General features: G+C 34.8%; 15 protein-coding genes. 9 read left to right on the top strand and 6 right to left on the bottom strand.

Features of this window, described 5'->3' with window-relative positions; genetic code table 11:
- Positions 1–39: 39 nt before the first annotated feature.
- Positions 40–3,744: a metallophosphoesterase gene (locus tag KXJ69_RS05000; protein ID WP_219051876.1), complete on the bottom strand. Its 3,705-nt coding sequence runs from the start codon at positions 3,742–3,744 to the stop codon at positions 40–42.
- A 55-nt stretch (positions 3,745–3,799) separates the two neighbouring features.
- On the opposite strand from KXJ69_RS05000, the gene KXJ69_RS05005 reads away from it, so the two are divergent.
- Positions 3,800–5,020 carry a Pycsar system effector family protein gene (locus tag KXJ69_RS05005; RefSeq protein ID WP_219051877.1) on the top strand — a complete coding sequence of 407 codons (1,221 nt, stop codon included), beginning with the start codon at positions 3,800–3,802 and terminating at the stop codon, positions 5,018–5,020.
- 2 nt (positions 5,021–5,022) lie between these two features.
- Here the strand turns inward: KXJ69_RS05005 and KXJ69_RS05010 are convergent, their stop codons facing one another.
- A complete protein-coding gene (locus KXJ69_RS05010) occupies positions 5,023–7,386 on the bottom strand; it encodes a GAF domain-containing protein (RefSeq protein WP_219051878.1) in 2,364 nt (787 codons plus the stop codon).
- Between the two features lie 149 nt (positions 7,387–7,535).
- On the opposite strand from KXJ69_RS05010, the gene KXJ69_RS05015 reads away from it, so the two are divergent.
- Positions 7,536–8,648, top strand: coding sequence for a TlpA disulfide reductase family protein (locus tag KXJ69_RS05015; RefSeq protein WP_219051879.1), 1,113 nt, complete (start codon positions 7,536–7,538; stop codon positions 8,646–8,648).
- On the opposite strand, the gene KXJ69_RS05020 is transcribed toward KXJ69_RS05015, so the two are convergent.
- Together KXJ69_RS05020 and KXJ69_RS05025 are read right to left on the bottom strand one after the other, a co-directional pair.
- A complete protein-coding gene (locus tag KXJ69_RS05020) occupies positions 8,645–9,322 on the bottom strand; it encodes an SIMPL domain-containing protein (RefSeq protein WP_219051880.1) in 678 nt (225 codons plus the stop codon). The two genes, KXJ69_RS05015 and KXJ69_RS05020, sit on opposite strands and share 4 nt — an antisense overlap.
- A 12-nt stretch (positions 9,323–9,334) precedes the next feature.
- On the bottom strand, positions 9,335–9,985 hold the full coding sequence (locus KXJ69_RS05025; protein ID WP_219051881.1) for a rhomboid family intramembrane serine protease: 651 nt from the start codon (positions 9,983–9,985) through the stop codon (positions 9,335–9,337).
- 67 nt (positions 9,986–10,052) lie between these two features.
- Between KXJ69_RS05025 and KXJ69_RS05030 the strand changes: the two genes are divergently transcribed.
- The gene (locus KXJ69_RS05030; protein ID WP_219051882.1) at positions 10,053–10,922 is read left to right on the top strand and encodes a lysophospholipid acyltransferase family protein; all 870 of its coding nucleotides are present in this window, start codon (positions 10,053–10,055) and stop codon (positions 10,920–10,922) included.
- Here the strand turns inward: KXJ69_RS05030 and KXJ69_RS05035 are convergent.
- Positions 10,919–12,409, bottom strand: coding sequence for an aminotransferase class V-fold PLP-dependent enzyme (locus tag KXJ69_RS05035; protein WP_219052310.1), 1,491 nt, complete (start codon positions 12,407–12,409; stop codon positions 10,919–10,921). The two genes, KXJ69_RS05030 and KXJ69_RS05035, sit on opposite strands and share 4 nt — an antisense overlap.
- Positions 12,410–12,442: 33 nt before the next feature.
- Positions 12,443–13,831: a phosphoglucosamine mutase gene (glmM, locus tag KXJ69_RS05040; RefSeq protein ID WP_219051883.1), complete on the bottom strand. Its 1,389-nt coding sequence runs from the start codon at positions 13,829–13,831 to the stop codon at positions 12,443–12,445.
- A 68-nt stretch (positions 13,832–13,899) separates the two neighbouring features.
- Here glmM and KXJ69_RS05045 point away from each other — a divergent pair, with 68 nt between their 5' ends.
- From KXJ69_RS05045 to KXJ69_RS05070, 6 genes are all read left to right on the top strand, one after another.
- Entirely contained in the window at positions 13,900–14,484 is a 585-nt protein-coding gene (locus tag KXJ69_RS05045; RefSeq protein WP_219051884.1) for an acyl carrier protein phosphodiesterase, read from the top strand.
- Complete coding sequence (ggt, locus tag KXJ69_RS05050; protein ID WP_219051885.1) at positions 14,481–16,181, top strand: gamma-glutamyltransferase; 1,701 nt, start codon at positions 14,481–14,483, stop codon at positions 16,179–16,181. The genes KXJ69_RS05045 and ggt overlap by 4 nt, the downstream gene beginning before the upstream one ends.
- A 204-nt stretch (positions 16,182–16,385) precedes the next feature.
- Positions 16,386–17,399 carry a hypothetical protein gene (locus tag KXJ69_RS05055; protein ID WP_219051886.1) on the top strand — a complete coding sequence of 338 codons (1,014 nt, stop codon included), beginning with the start codon at positions 16,386–16,388 and terminating at the stop codon, positions 17,397–17,399.
- A 77-nt stretch (positions 17,400–17,476) separates the two neighbouring features.
- Positions 17,477–20,308, top strand: coding sequence for an excinuclease ABC subunit UvrA (gene uvrA, locus KXJ69_RS05060; protein WP_219051887.1), 2,832 nt, complete (start codon positions 17,477–17,479; stop codon positions 20,306–20,308).
- A 16-nt stretch (positions 20,309–20,324) separates the two neighbouring features.
- The gene (locus KXJ69_RS05065; protein ID WP_219051888.1) at positions 20,325–21,011 is read left to right on the top strand and encodes an LOG family protein; all 687 of its coding nucleotides are present in this window, start codon (positions 20,325–20,327) and stop codon (positions 21,009–21,011) included.
- An 89-nt stretch (positions 21,012–21,100) separates the two neighbouring features.
- Positions 21,101–22,264, top strand: coding sequence for a T9SS type A sorting domain-containing protein (locus KXJ69_RS05070; protein WP_219051889.1), 1,164 nt, complete (start codon positions 21,101–21,103; stop codon positions 22,262–22,264).
- Positions 22,265–22,283: the final 19 nt, after the last annotated feature.

A 22,283-nucleotide genomic window follows, 5' to 3' on the forward strand; every position in this document is an offset into this window, starting at 1 on the left:
TAAATTACAAAAAAGTATCGTAATTTAAACTTTATTAGATTATAAACTTATACCAAATAAAAAGGAAAACCTTAGTCCGTCAACACTATTAAATATTCCGAATTGTCCAGAAATAGCATCTACCGCATTCAAATTAATACCCCCGCCATAACTATTATGCCAAGTGTTTGAATCTTCCCCGTCGAGCCATACTCGACCGTAATCAAAACCACCAAATATGCCCAGTTTTAAAGGCAGTAAGCCTGTTTTAAAACTTTTAAGTTGATATTTTAAATCACCGCTAAAGGCTAAAGTCCTTTCACCAGAAAATCGTTGTTGCCTAAATCCTCTTAAACCCGTATTAGCCCCTAAAACTGCCGCTTGAAAAAACTCATATTTATCTCCAATATTAAACTGTCCTTGGGCTTGTGTTCTAAGGACTAACTTTCTATCCCTAGTTAAACTATTAAAAAATTCTAAAGATGGATTCACAAAACCATAGGTGCGTTCTGTATTATCAATATTCATCCTAACGCCAGATTTTAAATTAAAAAACATGCCTCGCGTAGGGTTTATCGCGGTGTCGTATCCAGCATATGAATAATCAAAATTTAAGACACTAAAAATCATACGTTCATCAAGAAGCACTCTATCTGAAAAGTCTTCAGTTATAAAGCGATTTTCAGTAGCTTCAACTTCAATACTTTCAGCTCCTCCATTAATTTCAATTCGACTTCCATAGTGACCATTCTTAACAACACCAATTTTTCCAGTTCTTATAGCCGTTTTTACTCGATTATAGTCGAGTCCTAAATCATCATCAAAATTTGAAGTATCGTTTCCATATCCGAAGAAGTTTTGTGAAAAATTTTCAGAAGTAAGCCTCCCTCCAACAATGATATTCCAGGTATCAAATAAGGTAGAAAATTCTCCTTCATAGTAAATTTCAAAACCCTCAGTAGCATAATAATAACTCCCCCCAAAATTATGCTTGGTTTGAAAAGGATCGTTTTTAAAGCCCTTTATCATCATAGATAAATTAAGCCCCACTTTTACACCGTCATCTGGATTGGTGCCAATGGAGGGTAAAATGGAGGTTGTTTTATCTATGTATTTATCATACTGATATATATTAAATCGGTAATTGTCTTTAAATTTAAAATCTGCTTTTCCAGGTTTTGCAATGGTGTTCTTTTTTGATTTGTGATCATAAATTTTAACGCGACGTCCACTTTCGATGGTGTATGTATCATTGTTTTGACCACCTATAACCCTAACTAAAGTTGGGTTATTTCCATAGCCTTCAACTAAAAATTCATCATCGTCATCAAGACCATACACCCAAATTTCTTTGGTTTCCTTGCTATTAATCACTCTTTTCTTAAAAGGTTTTTGTACTTCTCCATCTTTAATTCTAGATACCGCAACGGTAGTCGTATTATCTCCTCTTGTTATAGAGATATGGTCATCTTTATCTGTTGCGGTAATAATTACTAGATCATCTAAATAATCGTAATAGCGAGAAGCGATATCTCTTAGGTAGCCTCTACGTTCTTTCAATTTTTCTTTGATAGAATTAGCCGTTTCGTCTTGTACCTCCTTGGGTAGGTTCTTAAAAGCATCATCAATTACAGCATCTGTCAAATTTTCTTGGATAAATTCGGCCTGTGAAAGCCACACATCCTTGGATGAATTTTGTGTAAATGTCCTATCTATTTTTATTCCAGCAAGGTTAATGTATTTTATATTCTTTAATTCCCCATCAAACTCCTGAAATTGTTTTGTTGCAGGAATAATGGTTTTAAGAAGATCGAAAAGTGCTCCATCAAAATTTGAAAAAACTTGATCTCGATCTCGAGGTATGGGTTTATATATTTTTTTATCGTCTGAAATATCAAAGCGAGACCAACGCCATTGATCTTGATGCCTATCCCAGTCTCCCACTAACATATCAAAAAGCCGCGCTTTTATAAAGGCAGGTTCATCAATTTGATATTTTTCATCTTTGCGTAAGTTTTCTAGTACATCACTTGTGCTTTCAATAGCATCTGGTTTTCCAAAAGATGCCACATCCAAAAACCCGTCGTCTGGACGCTCTTCAATAATATAAAGTTCATCTCCAAACTCCTCGTTGTATTTACCTAATGTTTTGTGCTTTGGCATATAAAACAACATGGGGTTTGTATGATATAAATCGATAGCATCAGACAGGTCTCCTATTACAAATGCCGCATAAGGATGGCTGGAAGTATAGAAATCCTGAATAAAATCCTCTGTAAGGGTTTCTTTAAAATCATCTTGAATGTAGGTATCCTTAAATGCCACTGTTTGTAAAAACTGAACAGCACTTTTTTTAACGGCTCTCAATGCAAAATTTCTACCTTTCATATCAATTAGCCTAAGTGACCTTGTTTGATGTCCCCCACCCTTTCGCTCAATTGTCATCCCCCCAAATAAAGTATCAAGCGTTGCCACAGGCACTTTAATATCTGTTCCATATATATAACGATAATGATCACCCCAAAACCACGAATACGCTTTAGATTTATCTGTATCTTCCTTGTTATAAGCAGAAACTTCTCGCTCAGGACCAAACTCATTGGCTAATAGTGAGGTATCATATTCTATAGGTTTTGCGTGTACTTCTGCAGAAAAAAGAAGTGTTGGAGTTTTATTTTCTGAACCATAAAATTTAACAACCGAAGATCCGTCATCAAAAACATCCAAAACTGCAAAACCTCTTCTTCCTGAAACAAACTGTGCACCTTTTCCCAAGTTTACAGGGGCTTCCTTACTTCCTGAACCAGAAATAATTTGCTTGATTCCTTGGTTATCAATATACTGAAGTGTGTGTTCGTGTCCTGAAGCAAAAATAACTCGATCACTATCTGTGGCTAGGGTTATTATTCTATTCATTAATTCATTATACCTATTGTTGTAGCGGTCTTGGGGAGAAACACCTCCTTGTGACCTAACCTGAGTAACAAGGCTTGCCAAAATGGGTACTGGAACACTCCTTCCACTAGCAAAAATATGGTTCTGAAAGTTATAGTAACCTCCATGTAACCCATAGGTAAATGCTGGGTGGTGCATGGCTATAAGAATGGTTTTTTCGTTGTTCTTTTTAAGCTCATTTTCTATTTCCAAAAAGAAGGCTTTTCGAGATTTAATATCACAATCATCATTAATTGTTGGATGTTTGTCCCAATCTGCAATATACCATTGGGTATCAAGAATAATTAACTCAATATTTTCAGATATCTCAATTTTTTCAATGGGGCATCCATTTTCTGGTTGAAAAGCTTCATTATTATCAAGTACTTTTTCTACATATTCTTCTTGTCTTTTTAATCCCTTCAACCCATTACTGTACCAGTCATGATTTCCAGGAATAAATAGCGTTTTTCCTTTAAAGTTTTTAGCCGCTTGAAGTTGAATATCTAACCGATTCTTAGCCTGTTCCCTTCCCTTTTCACCTTTTGCTGGAAGCCCTTTGGGGTAAATATTATCTCCAAGAAAGATAAGGTGATCATTTGATGTATCTTCATTGGCTATTAAAGCATTAAATGCTTCTAAGGCTTCATTACTTTCATCGGAATCTGCAACTCCTGCATCCCCCAAAAGGTAAAACCGTTTTTCAAGTGATCTTCCTTCAACATTAATAGTTTTTGGGGCTTCTGAATCCAAATAACTGGGGTTTAAGGAACCACATCCATATAGTGTTAGTAATCCAATAAAAGTTATAATGCTGTTAATTTTGTTCATAAGAAATTACCTTAGTAATTATTTTTAGTAATTTGGTTCAATAAAATTAAACTTCATGAGTAATATAGTTTCTACTACTGAAACATTTGTAAGGGACTTATTTAAAGAAAAACTCTCGGGTACGTTTACGTATCATAATCTTACACATACATTAAGAGTTCTTAAAGGTACTAATGAAATAATAGAAAATTCTAAAATAAATGCTAAAGATGCTGTGATATTGCAACTTTCGGCATTATTACATGATACAGGATATATTGAAAGTCGAGAAAATCATGAAGAGATAAGTGTACGTATTGCCAAAGAGTTCCTTGAAAGTCAAGATGTTGATAAAGAAACCATTAGCGGTGTTAAAGAGTGTATTTTGGCAACTAAAATGAACCACGAACCCGCTAATTTATTAGAAGAAACAATAAGAGATGCCGATTCATCTCATTTTGGAAAAAAATATTTTCAAGAAGTAAGTGAATTCTTAAGAAAAGAATATTCGTTACAAGGCGTTCAAGAATATTCGGCTCAAGATTGGCGTGATGCCACCATAAAATTAATGGTTAAAAAACACCAATTTTATACACCTTATGCTATAAAAGAATGGCAGCCTCAAAAAGAATCTAATCTTGCTAAGCTTCTAAAGGATAAGAAAAAGGATAAGAAAAAAATAAAAAAAGAGAAACTAAAAGCCGAGTTAAAAGCAAAATACAAAGATGCTAGTCCGGAGAGAGGTATTCAAACATTTTACCGTACGGCACTTAGAAATCACATAAAATTAAGTGACATTGCTGATACAAAAGCCAATATCTTACTTTCGGTAAATGCTATCATCATTTCGCTAGTCTTATCTAATTTGCTTTCAAAATTGGATACAAACCCTTATTTAGTTACCCCTTCTGCTATTTTTGTTTTGTCAAGTACCATCACTATGATATTAGCTGTAATAGCCACTAGACCCAATGTTACACGAGGAAAATTTACAGATGAAGATGTAAAAAATAAGGATGTTAATCTCACCTTTTTTGGAAACTTTCATAAAATGGAGTTATCAAAATTTCAATGGGCCATTGATGAGCTATTAAAAGATAGAGATTACGTATATTCCTCTCTTACAAAAGATTTGTATTTTTTAGGAAAGGTTTTGGATAGAAAGTATAGAATCTTAAGATGGACATATACCATTTTTGTTATAGGTATCATTGTATCTATTCTTTCGTTTGCAATATCGTTTAAAGCATCCGGACAAAGTGTTGAAGAAGTAACCAAAACTATTGTAAATCCTTAGTTCTAACTTTCAATTTCATTCATTAAATCTTGATAAGTATATAACTTCTTATCTTCTTCTCCGTTATGATAAAGAATGTTGACTCGTATGGCTTTAAGTCCTGAAACACCTTGTAAATCTTCCAGTTCTAAAGTTTCAACCTCCTTACCTAAATAATTTTTTGACTGAAGAAAGTGAACATATTTTAAATATTCTTCCTCGTCTTCTTCTTGAGCATAGATAATGGCAATTTTACCTGGCTGCGTGATGCGCTCATCGGTTCCATAAATTTTTGCCTTGTCCACGCGCTTTTTAACAACCTCATATCGAGCATTATACGTCCCATCCACATCGAAACGCTTTTCGTCCATTCGAAACCGAAGTGACAAAGGATTGTTAAATACCAAAATCATCGATGCTATGTCCAATGCTACAGGAAGTTTCCCCTTTAATTGATAAAAGCTATTTTCCATTTCACAAATTACCTGAAGCTGCCATAGTCGCAAATTATAAAGGTATACATTGTTAAAAGTACTCTCCTTTGTAATTGATTCCCCAATGTACATATTATGCTCTACTCCATCTGTCTTAAAGCGCTCATAATAATGCGGATACATCAATTGAGCCTTACGTTGTTTAAAATCTAATAAGCTTGCTAAGGTTTTATTCACTTGCATCACAGATTCGTCATATTCTCTGCGATATTTATAAACAAATCCTTTAGAATCGTCTATACGCTTATAATAATCTTGAAGTAAGGATTTTAATCCTTTATCTTTATTTTCAATAAACTTAAAAAGCGAAATAATGTCTTCTTGAAAAAAAGAGAGTATTTTATTTTCAGTTTCTACTTCAAAAGACTCTTCTAGTTCTTGAAGATATTCTTTAATCTTAAAGATAATTTGCTCATATATGGGTAGTTCTTCAACTTCATAAATTACTTTTACAATTTTAAGCACCATACGTAATTGCAAGGCAAGATCCATTTTGGTTGCTTCATTTCTAACTTCAGAAGAACCTCTTAAATCCATTTGTCCGTATAACGGATAAACATCATTAAAGACTATTTCCTGAAAAGTAGCCATATTTCCTTGATCCTGCAGACCCAACACTCGCTTAGCTTCCTGTACAAAGCGCCAGTGTACACTGGGATGGATTGAAGTACATTCCTCCTGAATTAATAGCTCGATTTGGTTTTCCTTTTTTTCTTTTGCACGTCTTAAAGAGTCAATTAAATAGGGCATTAAATCTTTAAGCTTTATAGCATTAATAGAGTTAAGCTTTTCTGTAGAATTAGAAACTATTTCCATCACTCCTAAAAAATCACCTTCATTAACAAGCGGCGCAATAATTGCACTTCCAACTTTTTGATTATGTAATGATTGAAGAAGAATATTTTCTGGGTGTTTATTTAATTGCTTTTCAACATTTGAAACTGTAAATATTTCATTGTTTTTAAATAGTTTTTCATGAGAATATTCACACAAAGTATGTTTTTCAGCTCTGCTTTCTTCATTGTCAAGTATAAAGCTTTTAGCTCCAAATATTTTAGGCAATTTATTTAAGGTTTTGTTTTCCTTTTCATACATAGAATAGCCAAGTTCTAAATCTGAAATATTAAATATGGAACGCAGTATATTTCTAAACTGAAGCACAAACTTCTCATTGCTTGGATCTATTTCTAGCAGCTCTTCCTTAAAGTTTGAGATTGAAACATCCAATGTGGCATCATACATATTGGCAATAACAAAACCATTAAAAATCCAACTATTAGGTGGAAATTTTTCCTTCCAGAGATCAATATTGTTGAAGTTATCTAATAGATCTGAAATATCCTCTTTTGTAATTTCCTTTGCCTTTTTTGTCTTTTCAATATTTAAAAAATCACCATTGTAAAGAACTCTATAGGATCTTAGAATACCGTTTTTATCTGGTATTTTATAATAAAACGGCCTTCTAAAATCTACCTGGAAATTATAATAATTCGCTAAAATGATACTACAACCCATGACATAATATTGATCTTCACTAAGGTCTGCTATCTCCATTTTCAACTCCTCACCCGCCATATGCCGTATAGCTTCATACCTCTTAGATGCTCTTAATACCTTCTCTTGGTATGGCACTGTAGCAATTTTAATTTCGTTGGTGGTAAGGACCTCCGCAAATAAATCTTCCAAAATAAAGTTAATCTGTTCCGTATATTTACTTAAAGCTTCTTCAGAACTAATCCCACTAGAAAGTTTAGGGTTTTCTTTCTCAATTTTTAAAATCTCCCTTATTCTTAAAGAAGTCATTGGGTTTGAAGTACCTTCAATGGCTCGATAAGACTCGAAAAGTTTTTTAAACCCAATTTTAATTTGTAACGGAAATGGGCGTTTGTTCATAGTATTGAAAATGAAAACTAAAGTGTAAAATAAAGTAATTAATCGATATTGCGAAACAAAACAGCTTCAATTAACATTATTTTCAGAGTATTTATTCGGAATCAAAAAAAAAATACCTTTACTTTTGTCGCAACAAAAAATTTATAAAAATGAAACGTTTATTCTACTCAATTTTAGCACTTCTATTCTTGGCTTGTGATGAAGACCCAAATTCCTTTACACTTAAAGGGACCGCTTATGGATATGAAGATGGAACAAATGTGTTTTTATATGAATTAGATCAAAACAGTCAGCCTCAAATTATAGATACATTGGTCATTACCAATCAAAAATTTGAAGAAAAATATCCTAAAATTGAAGGGACAAAACTTAATTTTCTAAAAGTTGAAAATACACCCAATAACATTGTATTTTTTGTTGAAAACGAGAATATTAATGCTCAAATCTTCGCCGATAGTTTGGCTTCTTCAGTAGTAACTGGAGGTCGCCAAAATGAACTTTACAACGAATATTTAACTGCTACTAAAGGGTTTTCAGAGCGGAAGCTAAAAATCACTCAAGATTTTCAAAATGCCCAGTCGCAACAAGATGAAACGTTATTCAATAAACTAAGGGATGAGAACACTGCCTTACTTATGGAAGAAAGTTCTTATAAGCGAAACTTTGTTAAGACTAATAACAATTCACTTTTTAGTGTGATGTTACTTTCAGAATTGTATAGAGGGAAAGAATTTACAGCCGAAGAAACTACCGAAATTTTAGAGGGATTAAACCCCAAAATTGCATCTAGCCCAGTAGTCACTCAGCTTAAAAAAACCATTGAATCTGCAAAGAAAGCTGATGTGGGCGGAATTGCTCCCAATTTTGAAGCTCCTACCCCATCGGGAGAAATGTTATCTCTTAATGAAACATTAGGAAAATATACTATCATAGATTTTTGGGCTTCATGGTGTCGTCCTTGTCGATTGGAAAACCCTAACGTTGTAAAGGTGTACGAAAAATACCATGATAAAGGATTAAACATTATAAGTGTCTCTTTAGATAGAACCGGACAAAAAGATCGTTGGGTACAAGCAATAAAAGACGATAAGATGGATTGGTATCACGTATCTAATCTCCAGTTTTGGCAAGATCCAATTGCCCAACAATATAATGTTAGATCTATTCCTGCTACTTTTTTATTAGATGCAGAAGGAAAAATTATTGATAAAAACTTACGTGGTCCAGCGCTAGAAAGACGGATTGCCCAGTTATTAGATTAATTTAGTTCGAAACTCACATTTACTACTACCCTAATTTCCATTTCACCAGGAGCCATCGTTTGCGATTCTGAATTAGAATCCATTACCATAGCACTTCGCATCATGGGTCTAGGGGTAGCTTCATTTTGAAATTCACTTATATGCACCGCCTTTCCAATGTTTTGCCCTAAAACCGAAGCATATTCAGTCGCTTTTTGTTTCGCATTTTGAACAGCCTTAATACGAGCCTCGCTTTGTAAGTCTGCTTCCTTAGAAGATGTAAACCGAATGCCATCAATTCTGTTAATTCCAGTATCCAAGAGGCCATTCATAATCGTCTCATATTTCGATAAATCCTTTAATTGAATACTTATCGATTGGTTTGCCGCATAATTATATTTCTTCGCATTGTAATCATAGTTTTTGCTAAGATTCATATACTCTGTTCTCACATATTTATTGTCAATTCCAGCTTGTTTTAAAAACTGAAACACCTCATTAACAGTGCGATCGCTCATTTGCTTTACCTCCTTTGGGTTGTTTCCTGTGTGTTCTACTCTCGCAGTTATGGTTACTTGGTCTGGTGTTACAGTGACAACACCTTCTCCTCTAACATCTACAGTGGGTTTTGGTTCAATTTGAGCATTCATATAAAAGGAAGTTAATAGGGTTAGGACTAAAGCGATTGATTTCATAGATTATAATTATTAAATTTTTTTCAATTTGTATAGCACAAACAATACCAAAATTGGCACCGCTAATAATCCAACTAACCAAAGGTCTGTTTCAATAATAGATGGAACAAAGCCAATAGTTAATAAATAGCCTGCTATAGCTCCGCCAAAGTGTGCATCATGACCAATATTCCCTAATCGCTTTTTCATTCCGTAGATAGTATAACCTAAATACATAATTCCAAATAACCACGCTGGAATGGGTATGGGAATAAAAAACAGATAAAGACTCATTTCTGGATACAATAAAATAGCAGCATATAAGATCCCCATAATGGCTCCACTTGCTCCTACCGCACTATAATGATATTCTTCTTTATGCATTAAAAAAGAAAGTAGATTTCCAGCAAGCAAGCTTAACAAATATACTAGCACAAATTTTGAAACCCCCAAGTTGCTTATCACCACATTGGCAAAGAAATACAGGGTAAGCATATTAAAAAGAAGGTGCGAAAAGTCTCCGTGTAAAAAACCCGAACTAAACATTCGAATTTGTTCCCCTCGCCGAATCCCTGCGATATTAAATTTATACTTTTCAAAAAAAGTGAAGTCATTAAACCCTTTTAATGAAATGAGCACATTAGCTGCAATAATAATGATAGTCGCTATGTGAATATTTTGCATATAGTTATTTTTAGGAAAGTGCTGTTTCTATGCAATAAATTTAGTTAGTTTTGTTGTAAATTAAAGCATGCAACGGTTACTTTATCTTTTGCTTTACCCAATCTTGTGGCTCACTTCCATCTTGCCACTTCGTATTTTATACATTAAATCAACCTTTTTATTTTTTATTGTCTATTACCTAGTTGGTTACAGAAAAAAAGTAGTGAAGAACAATTTAAAACTTGTTTTTCCAGAAAAATCTTCAGCAGAGATTAATAGCATTGCCAAAAAGTTTTTTCAGCATTTATGTGATATCATTTTCGAAACGATAAAGAGCCTTACCATTTCTGAAAACGAAATAAAAAAACGATTTGTTTATAAAAACCTAGAAGTGATTGAGGAACTCTATAAAAAAGACAAAAGTATTCTGTTAATGTGCGGGCACTATGCCAGTTGGGAATGGAGTGGAATTTTAATGAAGCAAACAAACTATAAAGGTTTTGGAGTGTACAAAAAACTCGATAACCCCTATTTTGATAAGTTAGTTAGAAAAATTAGAGAGCGATTTGGAGGGAACATTATCAACAACAAACAAATAGTAAAAACACTGTATAAAGAATTCAAAAAAAATAATAAGACCATTACGCTTATTCTGTCGGATCAAACACCTAAACCTTGGGCATATAAAGACCGTCAGCTTTTTATGGGAATTGACGTTCCTGTGTTTACGGGAACTGAAGAAATGGCAAAAATGCTTGATTTCGCCACTGTATATTTAAAAATTGAAAAGGTGAAAAGAGGATATTATGAAGCTACATTTGTTCCACTTGCTGAAAATCCTAAAGAATACAAGGACTATGAAATTACAAGAATGTTTTTAACCCAAGTAGAAAATCAAATTAAAAACAATCCCCCTTATTATTTATGGTCTCACAAGCGATGGAAACATCGCAATTAAAACTGAAACCAGCTATCTCCTAAATAGGATGGGTTCTCATTCTTTTCTGTATTATGTCGGTAATGCATTCCGTCTAAAACATAATCTTTTTTCCAATCTGAAGCCTTTTCTGCCAATGTTATAAGAGCATCACAAACAAACTTCATTTCTTCATTAGTTGTGGTAGGATGAATAGAAATACGTACCCAACCTGGTTTCATATCTGCTACCCCGCAAAGTACTTGCTCTAAAATTTCAGAAGATTTTTTCTGGTCAATTTGAAGAAGATAATGCCCATAAGTTCCTGCGCAACTACAGCCTCCACGGGATTGAATTCCGAAGCGATCGTTTAGAATCTTTACTGCTAAATCGTGATGTAATCCTTCAATATTAAAAGATAAAACTCCTAAACGTTTCTCGTGGTTTTCAGCAAGAATCGATATTTTTTTACAGGATTTAATTCTTTTGAAAAAATACTTCAGAAGCTCTTCCTCTCTTTCAATCATATTCTTAACACCCATCTGTTCCTTTAGACGAATGGCTAAAGAAGCGCGAATCACTTGTAAAAATCCAGGTGTGCCACCGTCTTCACGTTCTTCAATATTTTCAATATACTTATGAGTTCCCCAAGGAGTAGTCCATTGTACCGTTCCCCCACCAGGGCAGTCAGGCACTAAATTTTTATACAATTTTTTATTAAAAACTAACACGCCACTACTGCCAGGTCCTCCTAAAAATTTATGGGGTGACATAAAAATAGCATCCAAAGACATCTCTTGGTCTTCTGGGTGCATGTTAATTTCAATGTAAGGAGCCGAACAAGCAAAATCTACAAAGCACAATCCGTTGTATTGGTGAATCATTTTGGCAACTTCATAATAGGGCGTCTTAATCCCAGTAACGTTAGAACAACTAGTTACGGAAGCTATTTTAACGGCTCTATTTTCATATTTCTTTAACAGCGTTTCAAAATTTTCCAAGCAAAAAAGACCTTCTTCATTACACGGAATTACTTCAACCGTTGCAATGGTTTCTAACCAAGAAGTCTGATTACTATGATGTTCCATATGTGAAACAAATACCACTGGTCTATCTTCTTCCTTTATTTCGAAAAGTCCTTTTACTTGTTCTGGAATTTTTAAGCCTAAAATACGCTGAAACTTATTCACCGCACCTGTCATCCCTGTCCCCGTTGTTATTAAAACATCATCTTCACCAGCATTTACGTGGGTTTTAATAATTTGCCGTGCTGTATGATAAGCACGCGTCATGGTAGTTCCGCTAATGGTAGTTTCCGTATGGGTATTGGCTACAAAAGGACCAAACTCATGCATCATTTTTTCCTCTATGGGGGTATATAATCTTCCGCTTGCCGTCCAATCTGTATAGACTATTTTCTTTGTACCATAGGGAGATTGAAAGGTTTGATCGATTCCTAAAATATGCTTTCGGAAAGGCTCAAAATAAGCTTCCAATTTTGAAACTTCTTTTATGGTAGTAGGATCCATGGAATTCGTTTTCACGAGTTAAAGGTAAAAAATTTATAGTTTGGCTATGGATTTAATTTCACTTATAAATCTGTCTGCCAAGGCATCCGCTTCATTCTGTGATTTTGCTTCCGTATAAATTCGAATAATAGGCTCTGTATTAGATTTTCGAAGATGCACCCAATTCTCAGGAAAATCTATTTTCACCCCATCGATAGTACTAATTTTTTCTGAAGTATAGTTACTTTCTATGGCTTTAAGAATGCCATCTACATCCAATTGTGGTGTAAGTTCAATTTTCTTTTTACTCATAAAATAAGAAGGATACTGCTTTCTCAATTCACTAACAGAACAATTCTTTTGAGCTAAATGACTTAAAAAAAGTGCAATTCCTACCAGACTATCTCTTCCGTAATGCAATTCTGGGTAAATTATTCCACCGTTCCCTTCTCCACCAATAACAGCATGTTCAGCTTTCATTTTTTCAACTACATTTACTTCGCCTACGGCACTCGCAAAATACCTTCCCCCGTGTTTTTCAGTCACATCACGAAGCGCTCTTGATGAGGACATATTAGAAACCGTATTGCCTTTTTTGTTTTTCAGAATATAATCGGCCACAGCAACGAGTGTGTATTCTTCCCCAAACATATCCCCATTTTCATCTACAAAAGCCAGACGATCCACATCTGGATCTACCACAATCCCAAAATCTGCCTTTTCTTCTTTTACTTTACTCATTAAATCACCTAAATGCTCCTTTAAAGGTTCTGGATTGTGCGGGAATTGCCCATTAGGTGTGCAAAAAAGTTTAACAGTTCTCACTCCTAAAGCATCTAAAAGTAAAGGCACTGCAATTCCTCCTGTAGAATTAACCGCATCAACCACCACTTTAAAACCAGCTTTTTTAATCGCTTCTTGATCAACTAAGTCTAACTCAAGTATTTCATCAATATGAATATCGATATATGCTTCATTTTTCGATATTTCTCCCAAATCATCTACTTCAGCAAATTGGAAATTATCTTTTTCGGCGATATCCAAAATTACTTGTCCAGCCGCAGCGTTTAAAAATTCTCCTTTAGCATTTAATAATTTAAGGGCATTCCATTGTTTTGGATTATGACTTGCTGTTAAAATGATACCTCCATCAGCATGTTCCATGGCAACCGCCATTTCCACAGTTGGAGTGGTTGATAAACCTACGTCTAATACATGAATTCCAAGCCCCACAAGGGTATTCATCACCAATTGCTGAATCATATCGCCAGAAATCCGAGCATCACGCCCCACAACGACTCTATAATTTTCTTTATTACGTTGCTGTTTTACCCAACTACCATAGGCCGCTGCATATTTAACAGTATCAATTGGGGTAAGATTATCCCCAGGCTTTCCACCTATTGTTCCTCGAATTCCTGAAATAGACTTAATTAATGTCATTATTAAAACTTTTCGCAAAGATACTTTTTATGAGCACATTTCTAGGAACGATTTTGTAAATTGTCCAAATGAATTTTCTAGCACATATTTACCTTTCGGGAGATGATGAAGGTGTTATTATTGGTAATTTTATTGCCGACGGTATAAAAGGGAAAAAGTATAAAGTATTTCCAGAATCCATTCAAAAAGGAATTTTGTTGCACAGAGCAATTGACAGCTATACAGATAAGCATCCCATTGTAAAGCAAAGTACCGCAAAACTTCACAAAAATTATGGTCACTACAGCGGAGTCATTGTCGATATTTTATACGATCATTTTTTGGCGAAAAATTGGAAAAAGTATCACAAAGTTCCCCTTGAAACATTTGTCGAAAATTTTTATGAATTACTCCGAAAAAACTATGAAATACTTCCTACCAGAATTCAAAAAATGATGCCCATTATGATTTCTCAAAATTGGCTATTAAGTTATGAAACTACCGAAGGAATTGCCAAAATATTGAGTCAGATGAATATTCGAACCAAAGGAAAATCTAAAATGAATTTAGCTATTTTAGAACTTGAAAAATACTACGATGATTTTGAAGAAGAATTTGAATCATTTTTCACCGAATTAATCTCATACTCTCAAAATAAACTTGCTCAACTATGAGAATTCAATACTTTATTTTATTTCTATTTCTAGTTATAGGTTGTAAAAATGAAGCCCCAAAACAGCTTGTAGTAGCGGTTAAAAAACCTGTTATTGCCGAAAAAGCCATGGTGGTTTCGGCTCGTGAAGAAGCATCCAAAGTAGGAATAGAAATTTTACAAAAAGGAGGCAACGCTTTTGATGCTATGATTGGAACACAATTGGCTTTGGCGGTTGTGTATCCTTATGCAGGAAGCCTAGGAAGTGGTGGATTTATGGTGTATCGTACGGAATATGGCGAAATTGGAACTTTCGATTATAGAGAAAAAGCACCTTTGGCTGCAACAAAGAATATGTATTTGGACGAACATGGTGAGTTCCTTTCAGAAAAAAGTAAAGTAGGTGGACTTGCTGTGGGTGTCCCTGGTACCATTGCAGGGATTTTTGCGATACACGAAAAATTAGGATCATTACCTATTGAGGAAATTTTTGAACCCGTCATTAGACTTGCCAATAATGGGTTTCCTGTTACCGAACTTCAAGTAAAGCGCTTTCAAGAATTCAAAACTATTTTTGAAGAAGTAAACGGTGAAACTTCTTTATTTACCAAAGAGTATAACGTTGGAGATACTCTCAAAAATATAGCCCTAGCCAATACATTAGGTAAGATTGCAAAAAATGGCAGAGCCGAATTTTATCAGGGTGAAATTGGTAAAATGTTTGTGAATTTTATACAGGCAAAAGGTGGGATTATTACCATGGAAGATTTAAATGCCTACGAAGCCGTTTGGAGAGAACCCATTGTTTTTAATTACAAGGATCTACGCGTCATTTCGATGCCTCCGCCCTCTAGTGGTGGCGTTTGCTTAGCACAGATTTTAAAAATGGTGGAGCCCTACCCAATTGTCGAATATGGGCATAATACAGAAAAATATATTCAAGTCATTACAGAAGCAGAACGTCGCGCTTATGCAGATCGAAGTTACTACTTAGGAGATCCTGATTTTGTATTCAACCCCATTGATTCATTATTGGATGAAAAGTACCTAAAGAATAGAATGTCCTCCTTTACTTTTGAAAAAGCGACCCCTTCCTCTACCATTGGATATGGAACTATTTCAGGCTACGAAAGCCCAGAAACCACACATTTTTCTATTGTAGATCAGTTTGGAAATGCCGTATCAAATACTACGACACTTAATTCAGAATATGGTTCAAAATTATATTCAAACGAACTCGGATTTTTTATGAATAACGAAATGGATGATTTTAGTGCAAAGCCTGGCGAACCTAATATTTATGGTCTCGTTGGTGGTAAAGCAAACGCCATTGCTCCTCAAAAAAGAATGCTAAGTTCGATGACTCCTACTATTGTGGAAAAAAATGGAGAATTATGGATGGTTGTCGGTACTCCAGGGGGAGCAACAATTATAACGTCTGTAGCTCAAACTATTTTTAATGTTTATGAATTTAATATGAACATGCAAGAAGCAGTAGATGTTCCTCGCTTTCATCACCAATGGCTGCCCGATGCCATTCGGTATGAAAAAGATAAATTTCCCCAAAAATTAATTAATAAACTTACACAAAAGGGATATCCTCAAAACCTAGACGTTGACCCCATCATTGGAAAAGTAGATGCTATTTTAATTTTACCTAACGGAACGCTTCAAGGGGGTGCAGATAGTCGTGGTGACGATACTGCTGTAGGATTTTAAGTACAAACCCCTCAATTCTTGTTTTTTATCGGTAATATTTTACAGATTATCGATTTGTAAGTATTTTACTACATTTTCAATGAATTTGGACTATTTTTGAATGTTATACCAGTTTCAATGATAGCAATTATTGAAGTTGGTGCACGCGTCGGGGCTTAAAATTTAGACTAACAAACCAACAAAAGAAAGCAGTTTCACTCAACAATGAAGGGTAAATCGTTCACCAAGGACTTGTATGCCATTATTCCGCTTATAATAAGTGGACTTCTTTGTATTTCTCTCATCTTTATGCTTTGGCAAAAAGTAGATGCCGATGAAACCTTTACCGAAACACTGAAAAGCGTTTCTACTGTCTTTATAGCTATTAGTGGGTTTTTAGCAGCAATTATTATGGTGTATTTAGCTGCGGCAGCTCTTAACTTAAAAAATACTCGTAAAACTGCCATTGATGCTTTGAGTAAAATCACTCAAAAAATGCATCTGTTTCGAAATATTATAGAAATACTAATAAATTCCAAAATATGGCTTCCAGGTCTCAAAGAATATATTGATGAAGAATTTGCGGGTCTCACTTTTTTTGAAGTGAAAGAATTCTATAAAGGCAAATCGAAACTTGCCATAGAGTTTCTACAGGAACATCATAATTTTCAGGACACTGAAAATCTTTATCTAGAATTAAAGTCCTTGTTAATGACAGATCCCAAAGAGAAGCGTCTACCTGAAAATATTAGCTATCCACGAGCTTACAGTAAAGATATCGTGGCAAAATGGATAGAACATAAATGTGGATCGGGTCTTTGGTATTACTTTGGGTATAAGTATGGTGATTTTAAACAATCTTTAGACTTCAATAATGTTTTTGAAAGGCATCAAGATAAAATTATGACCATTGCCAACACCATTGATAATGAAGCTTTTCAGGATTCTTCCTTTAACGAAGTGTTTTTGGCCAAATTGGGAGAATATATGAATAAAGAAGTCATCCCTAAATTATACCAAGTTCAAGGCGCAACAGAAAAATCCTTACCAGGGATGATGCTCTATCTATATTTCATCTTTTTATTCTTGGTGATTTTCGGAATACTCCTACCCATTGCACATTTATTATTCAATCTTCACATTGCTTCATTGATTGTTAGTTTCTCATTTGTTTCTAGTATTCTTTTCTTTATTGCAATAAGCTTCTATCAATATATCGTACGGGAAGCAAATAGTTAAATTTTAACGCCTTCTTTCCTTTTTTTGAATCACCACAAATTATAAATTTTGAAAGCATTTAAGTACCTTTGCAAACTATGGCAAAAAACGAAAATGTAATTGAGGTTTTAGGGGCAAGAGTTCATAATTTAAAGAACATAGATATTGAAATTCCTCGTGACGAACTCGTAGTGATTACAGGGCTTTCAGGGAGTGGAAAATCATCACTTGCATTCGATACTATTTATGCCGAAGGACAACGGCGCTATATTGAAACATTTTCAGCGTATGCGCGTCAGTTTTTAGGAAACCTTGAACGCCCCGATGTCGATAAAATTGAAGGTCTCTCCCCTGTTATCGCCATCGAGCAAAAAACAACCAGCCGTAGTCCACGATCCACCGTTGGCACCATCACAGAAATTTATGATTTCCTTCGGCTTCTTTTTGCAAGAGCCAGTGACGCCTATAGTTATGAAACGGGTGAAAAAATGGTAAGCTATAGCGATGAGCAAATAAAACAACTTATACTCGAGGATTTTAACAATAAAAAGGTAAGTATTCTTGCGCCAGTCGTGCGTTCCCGTAAAGGACATTATCGTGAACTTTTTGAACAAATCGCCAAACAGGGCTTTGTGAAAGTAAGAGTTGATGGTGAAATTATAGATATCGTAAAGGGAATGCGAATCGATCGTTACAAAACACATGATATTGAAATTGTAATTGACCGACTTAAAATCACAGAAGAAAGTGATCATAACAAACGATTAACGGAAACCATTCTCACAGCCATGTATCATGGAGATGATGTAATGATGGTCATCGATAATGAAACCAACGAGGTTAGGTATTTTAGCAGATCGTTAATGTGCCCAACTAGCGGAATTTCATATCCCAATCCAGAGCCCAATAATTTTTCCTTCAATTCACCTAAAGGAATGTGTCCAAACTGTAAGGGTTTAGGAAAATTATACGAGGTAAATCTGGATAAAATTGTACCCAATAAAAATCTTTCTATCAAGCAAGGGGCATTAGCACCACAAGGGCCTCAAAAAAGCAATTGGGTTTTTAAGCAATTAGAACTGATTGCACATCGATATAACTTTAGCCTAAGCGATCCTTTTTCAAGCATTCCTGAAGAAGCTAAAGAAATTATTTTTTTTGGTGCTAATACGTCCTTCGATGTAGAGTCAAAAACACTAGGAATTACCCGCAACTATAAAATAGATTTTGAAGGTGTGGCTACGTTTCTACAGAATACTTTTGAAACAAACGAATCGAAATCTTTAAAGCGTTGGGCAAAGGAGTATATGGACAAAAAGTCTTGCCCAGAATGCAACGGAAGTAGACTAAGAAAGGAATCGCTCAATTTTAGAATAAACGGGAAAAGCATCGCAGATCTTGCCGATATGGATATTGAAGAGCTTTCCGATTGGTTTGAAAATATCGAAAAAGAATTAGGTGAAACCCAACTTAAAATTGCTGCCGAAATTCTGAAAGAGGTTCGGTCTCGATTAAGTTTTCTAACTAATGTGGGTCTTACCTACCTTTCCTTAAACCGAAGTTCAAAATCGCTTTCTGGGGGTGAAGCACAACGTATTCGATTAGCCACTCAAATAGGATCGCAACTGGTAGGTGTGCTTTATATTTTGGACGAGCCAAGTATTGGATTACACCAAAAAGACAACCAGAAGTTAATTCAGTCATTAATTGATTTAAAAAATATAGGAAATTCAGTCATTGTCGTGGAGCACGATAAGGATATGATTGAACATGCCGATTATGTAATCGACATAGGTCCTGCCGCAGGAAAATATGGAGGTGAAATTGTTTCAGTGGGTACGCCTTCAGAAATAAAAAAACACCATACACTCACGGCAGATTATCTTAATGGCACTAAAGAAATTGCAATTCCTAAAAAAAGACGCAAAGGAAATGGTAAAACCCTCACCTTAAAAGGAGCTAAAGGAAATAATTTAAAAAATGTATCGGTTTCCTTCCCGCTTGGAACAATGATTGGCGTCACGGGTGTTTCGGGTAGTGGAAAATCTACGCTAGTAAACGAAACCCTCTACCCTATTTTAAATGCGCATTTCTTTAATGGTGTTAAAAAACCCATGCCATATTCCTCCATAGATGGTTTAAAACATATCGATAAAGTAATTGATATTAATCAGTCGCCTATTGGAAGAACCCCACGTTCCAACCCAGCTACATATACAGGTGTTTTTTCAGAAATTAGAAACTTATTTGCCAAAATTCCGGAGGCAATGATTCGTGGTTATAAACCCGGTCGTTTTAGCTTTAATGTAAAAGGAGGACGATGTGAAACCTGCCAAGGCGGCGGATTAAAGGTTATTGAAATGAATTTCCTCCCCGATGTGTATGTGGAATGTGAAACTTGTCAGGGAAAACGTTTTAACCGAGAAACCCTTGAAGTACGATACAAAGGAAAATCGATTTACGATGTATTGGAGATGACGATTAATGAAGCTTGTTCCTTTTTTGAGCACATACCAAAAATTTTTAGAAAGCTGAAGACCATTCAGGATGTAGGTCTTGGTTATATTACCCTCGGACAACAATCCACTACGCTTTCTGGTGGAGAAGCACAACGAATTAAATTAGCAACCGAGTTATCTAAAAGAGATACGGGAAACACTTTTTACATTCTCGATGAGCCAACCACAGGACTTCATTTTGAAGACATTAGAGTCTTGTTATTAGTTTTAGAAAAATTAGTTAACAAAGGAAATACAGTTGTCATTATTGAACATAACTTAGATGTTATTAAAATTGTAGATTATATTATCGATATAGGCCCTGAAGGAGGAAAAAAAGGCGGAAGGGTAATTGCTGAAGGAACTCCCGAAGAAATTATAAAGAATCCAAAAAGCTTTACAGCACAATTCCTTAAAAAAGAATTACATTAGAAAAAAAGTACGAACAATGAGAAGTGAAAGTAGACATAAAAACTGGAATGAAATAAAAACCAACGACTCATGGGCCATTTTTAAAATTATGGGTGAGTTTGTCGAAGGGTACGAAAAATTAAGTAGGATTGGTCCTTGCGTTTCTATTTTTGGTTCGGCAAGAACCAAAGAAAACCAAGAATATTATCAACTGGCGGTGAGAATTGCGCAAAAGATTACAGAAAATGGCTATGGAATTATCACAGGTGGCGGGCCAGGTATCATGGAAGCCGGAAATAGAGGAGCACATTTGGCTGGAGGAACATCGGTGGGATTAAACATTGACTTACCTTTTGAACAACATGACAATCCTTACATTGATAAAGATAAAAGTATTGATTTTGACTACTTCTTTGTTAGAAAAGTAATGTTTGTAAAATACTCTCAAGGATTTGTGGTCATGCCAGGAGGATTTGGGACACTTGACGAACTTTTTGAAGCCATCACGCTAATCCAAACACATAAAATAGACCGTTTCCCTATTATTTTAGTGGGAACGGAGTTTTGGAACGGACTTTTGGATTGGATTAAAAAAACACTCGTTTCGGAAGGAAATATAAGCCCTCAAGATATCGATTTAATAAATTTAGTAGATACCGAAGATGAAGTTTTAGAGATTTTAAATGACTTCTATAAAGAATTTGATTTAAGTCCTAACTTCTAGGAATACTCCAATGCATGATTAAAAAAATAACGTTTACTTTTTTCTTTCTTCTGCCATGGTGGCTTTTATCACAAAGCACCCTAAAAACAATGTTTTATAACCTTTTGGAATTTCCAGAGGCAAATCCGCAAAATAGAGAATTAATCTTGGGTGAAATTCTAAATGAATACACACCCGACATCTTTATGATATGTGAATTACAAAGTGGGTTTGGTGCTGATTTGATCTTAAACGATGCACTAAATACCAATGAAAATCTTTATAAAAGGGCAATGTTTGTACCTAATCAATCAGGAGGTGCCAATTTGCAGCAAATGCTTTACTATAGAAAAGATAAGTTCCTGCTAGAAGCCGAAGAAGTAATCCAAACAAATATTAGGGACATCAATCATTATACATTAAAGTTAAGTACAGAGGATATACTAACAAACCCTGTCCTTATCGAAATATTCGTATCACATCTTAAGTCCAGTCAGGGAGGTGCAAACGAACAGCTACGTCTAGAAATGGTGCAAGAATTTACAAACCGTTTAGAGACTTTAGACCCAAATACCTTTGTTATTTTTGCAGGAGATTTTAATTTGTATTCATCCACAGAACCTGCTTACATTGAGTTACTAGATCCCACCAATGCTATTGTCATGGCAGATCCTATCGACACACCTGGTGCATGGAGTACTAATATTAATTTTCAAGATATCCATACTCAAAGTACTCGTGTAAGTTCTGGCCCTTTTGGTGCTGGTGCTGGGGGTGGATTGGATGATAGGTTCGATTTTATTTTGGTTTCAGAAAATATGTTGTCAAATCCAACACTTCGCTATATCCCAGATACCTATAAAGCCTTTGGAAATAATGGAAATTGTTTCGATTTAAGTATTAATGATAGTAACTGTAGTGGATTTTATTCTGAAACACTTAGAGAGAATTTGTATAATATGAGTGATCATTTACCAATTGTAATGGATCTGGAAACCAATGAAGAAATTGTCATTTTAAACACTCCTGCTTTAGCTAAAAAAAATAATATCTATTTAGAAAACACAATTGTTTCCGAAAAATTAAAAATAGTAATTCCCAATGCCACTCCAATTCAGTTTTGGATTGTAAACTCTATGGGGCAAATTATAAGCGAATTTAATTCGGAAGGTGGGGAAAATCTAGAATGGGATGTTTCATATTTACCAACTGGGCTCTATTTTTTGAAGTTTAACGCTCAAAATAATACCCCTATAAAATTTATTAAACAATAGTTTGAATCTTACAAAATGG

Source organism: Halomarinibacterium sedimenti, from assembly GCF_019312585.1.
Taxonomy (GTDB): Bacteria; Bacteroidota; Bacteroidia; order Flavobacteriales; family Flavobacteriaceae; genus Halomarinibacterium; species Halomarinibacterium sedimenti.

Bases quoted from the DNA above. Each gene is read 5' to 3' on its own strand.
- KXJ69_RS05000 (WP_219051876.1), bottom strand. From the start codon at position 3,744: ATGAACAAAATTAACAGCATTATAACTTTTATTGGATTACTAACACTA.
- KXJ69_RS05005 (WP_219051877.1), top strand. From the start codon at position 3,800: ATGAGTAATATAGTTTCTACTACTGAAACATTTGTAAGGGACTTATTT.
- KXJ69_RS05010 (WP_219051878.1), bottom strand. From the start codon at position 7,386: ATGAACAAACGCCCATTTCCGTTACAAATTAAAATTGGGTTTAAAAAA.
- KXJ69_RS05015 (WP_219051879.1), top strand. From the start codon at position 7,536: ATGAAACGTTTATTCTACTCAATTTTAGCACTTCTATTCTTGGCTTGT.
- KXJ69_RS05020 (WP_219051880.1), bottom strand. From the start codon at position 9,322: ATGAAATCAATCGCTTTAGTCCTAACCCTATTAACTTCCTTTTATATG.
- KXJ69_RS05025 (WP_219051881.1), bottom strand. From the start codon at position 9,985: ATGCAAAATATTCACATAGCGACTATCATTATTATTGCAGCTAATGTG.
- KXJ69_RS05030 (WP_219051882.1), top strand. From the start codon at position 10,053: ATGCAACGGTTACTTTATCTTTTGCTTTACCCAATCTTGTGGCTCACT.
- KXJ69_RS05035 (WP_219052310.1), bottom strand. From the start codon at position 12,409: ATGGATCCTACTACCATAAAAGAAGTTTCAAAATTGGAAGCTTATTTT.
- glmM (WP_219051883.1), bottom strand. From the start codon at position 13,831: ATGACATTAATTAAGTCTATTTCAGGAATTCGAGGAACAATAGGTGGA.
- KXJ69_RS05045 (WP_219051884.1), top strand. From the start codon at position 13,900: ATGAATTTTCTAGCACATATTTACCTTTCGGGAGATGATGAAGGTGTT.
- ggt (WP_219051885.1), top strand. From the start codon at position 14,481: ATGAGAATTCAATACTTTATTTTATTTCTATTTCTAGTTATAGGTTGT.
- KXJ69_RS05055 (WP_219051886.1), top strand. From the start codon at position 16,386: ATGAAGGGTAAATCGTTCACCAAGGACTTGTATGCCATTATTCCGCTT.
- uvrA (WP_219051887.1), top strand. From the start codon at position 17,477: ATGGCAAAAAACGAAAATGTAATTGAGGTTTTAGGGGCAAGAGTTCAT.
- KXJ69_RS05065 (WP_219051888.1), top strand. From the start codon at position 20,325: ATGAGAAGTGAAAGTAGACATAAAAACTGGAATGAAATAAAAACCAAC.
- KXJ69_RS05070 (WP_219051889.1), top strand. From the start codon at position 21,101: ATGTTTTATAACCTTTTGGAATTTCCAGAGGCAAATCCGCAAAATAGA.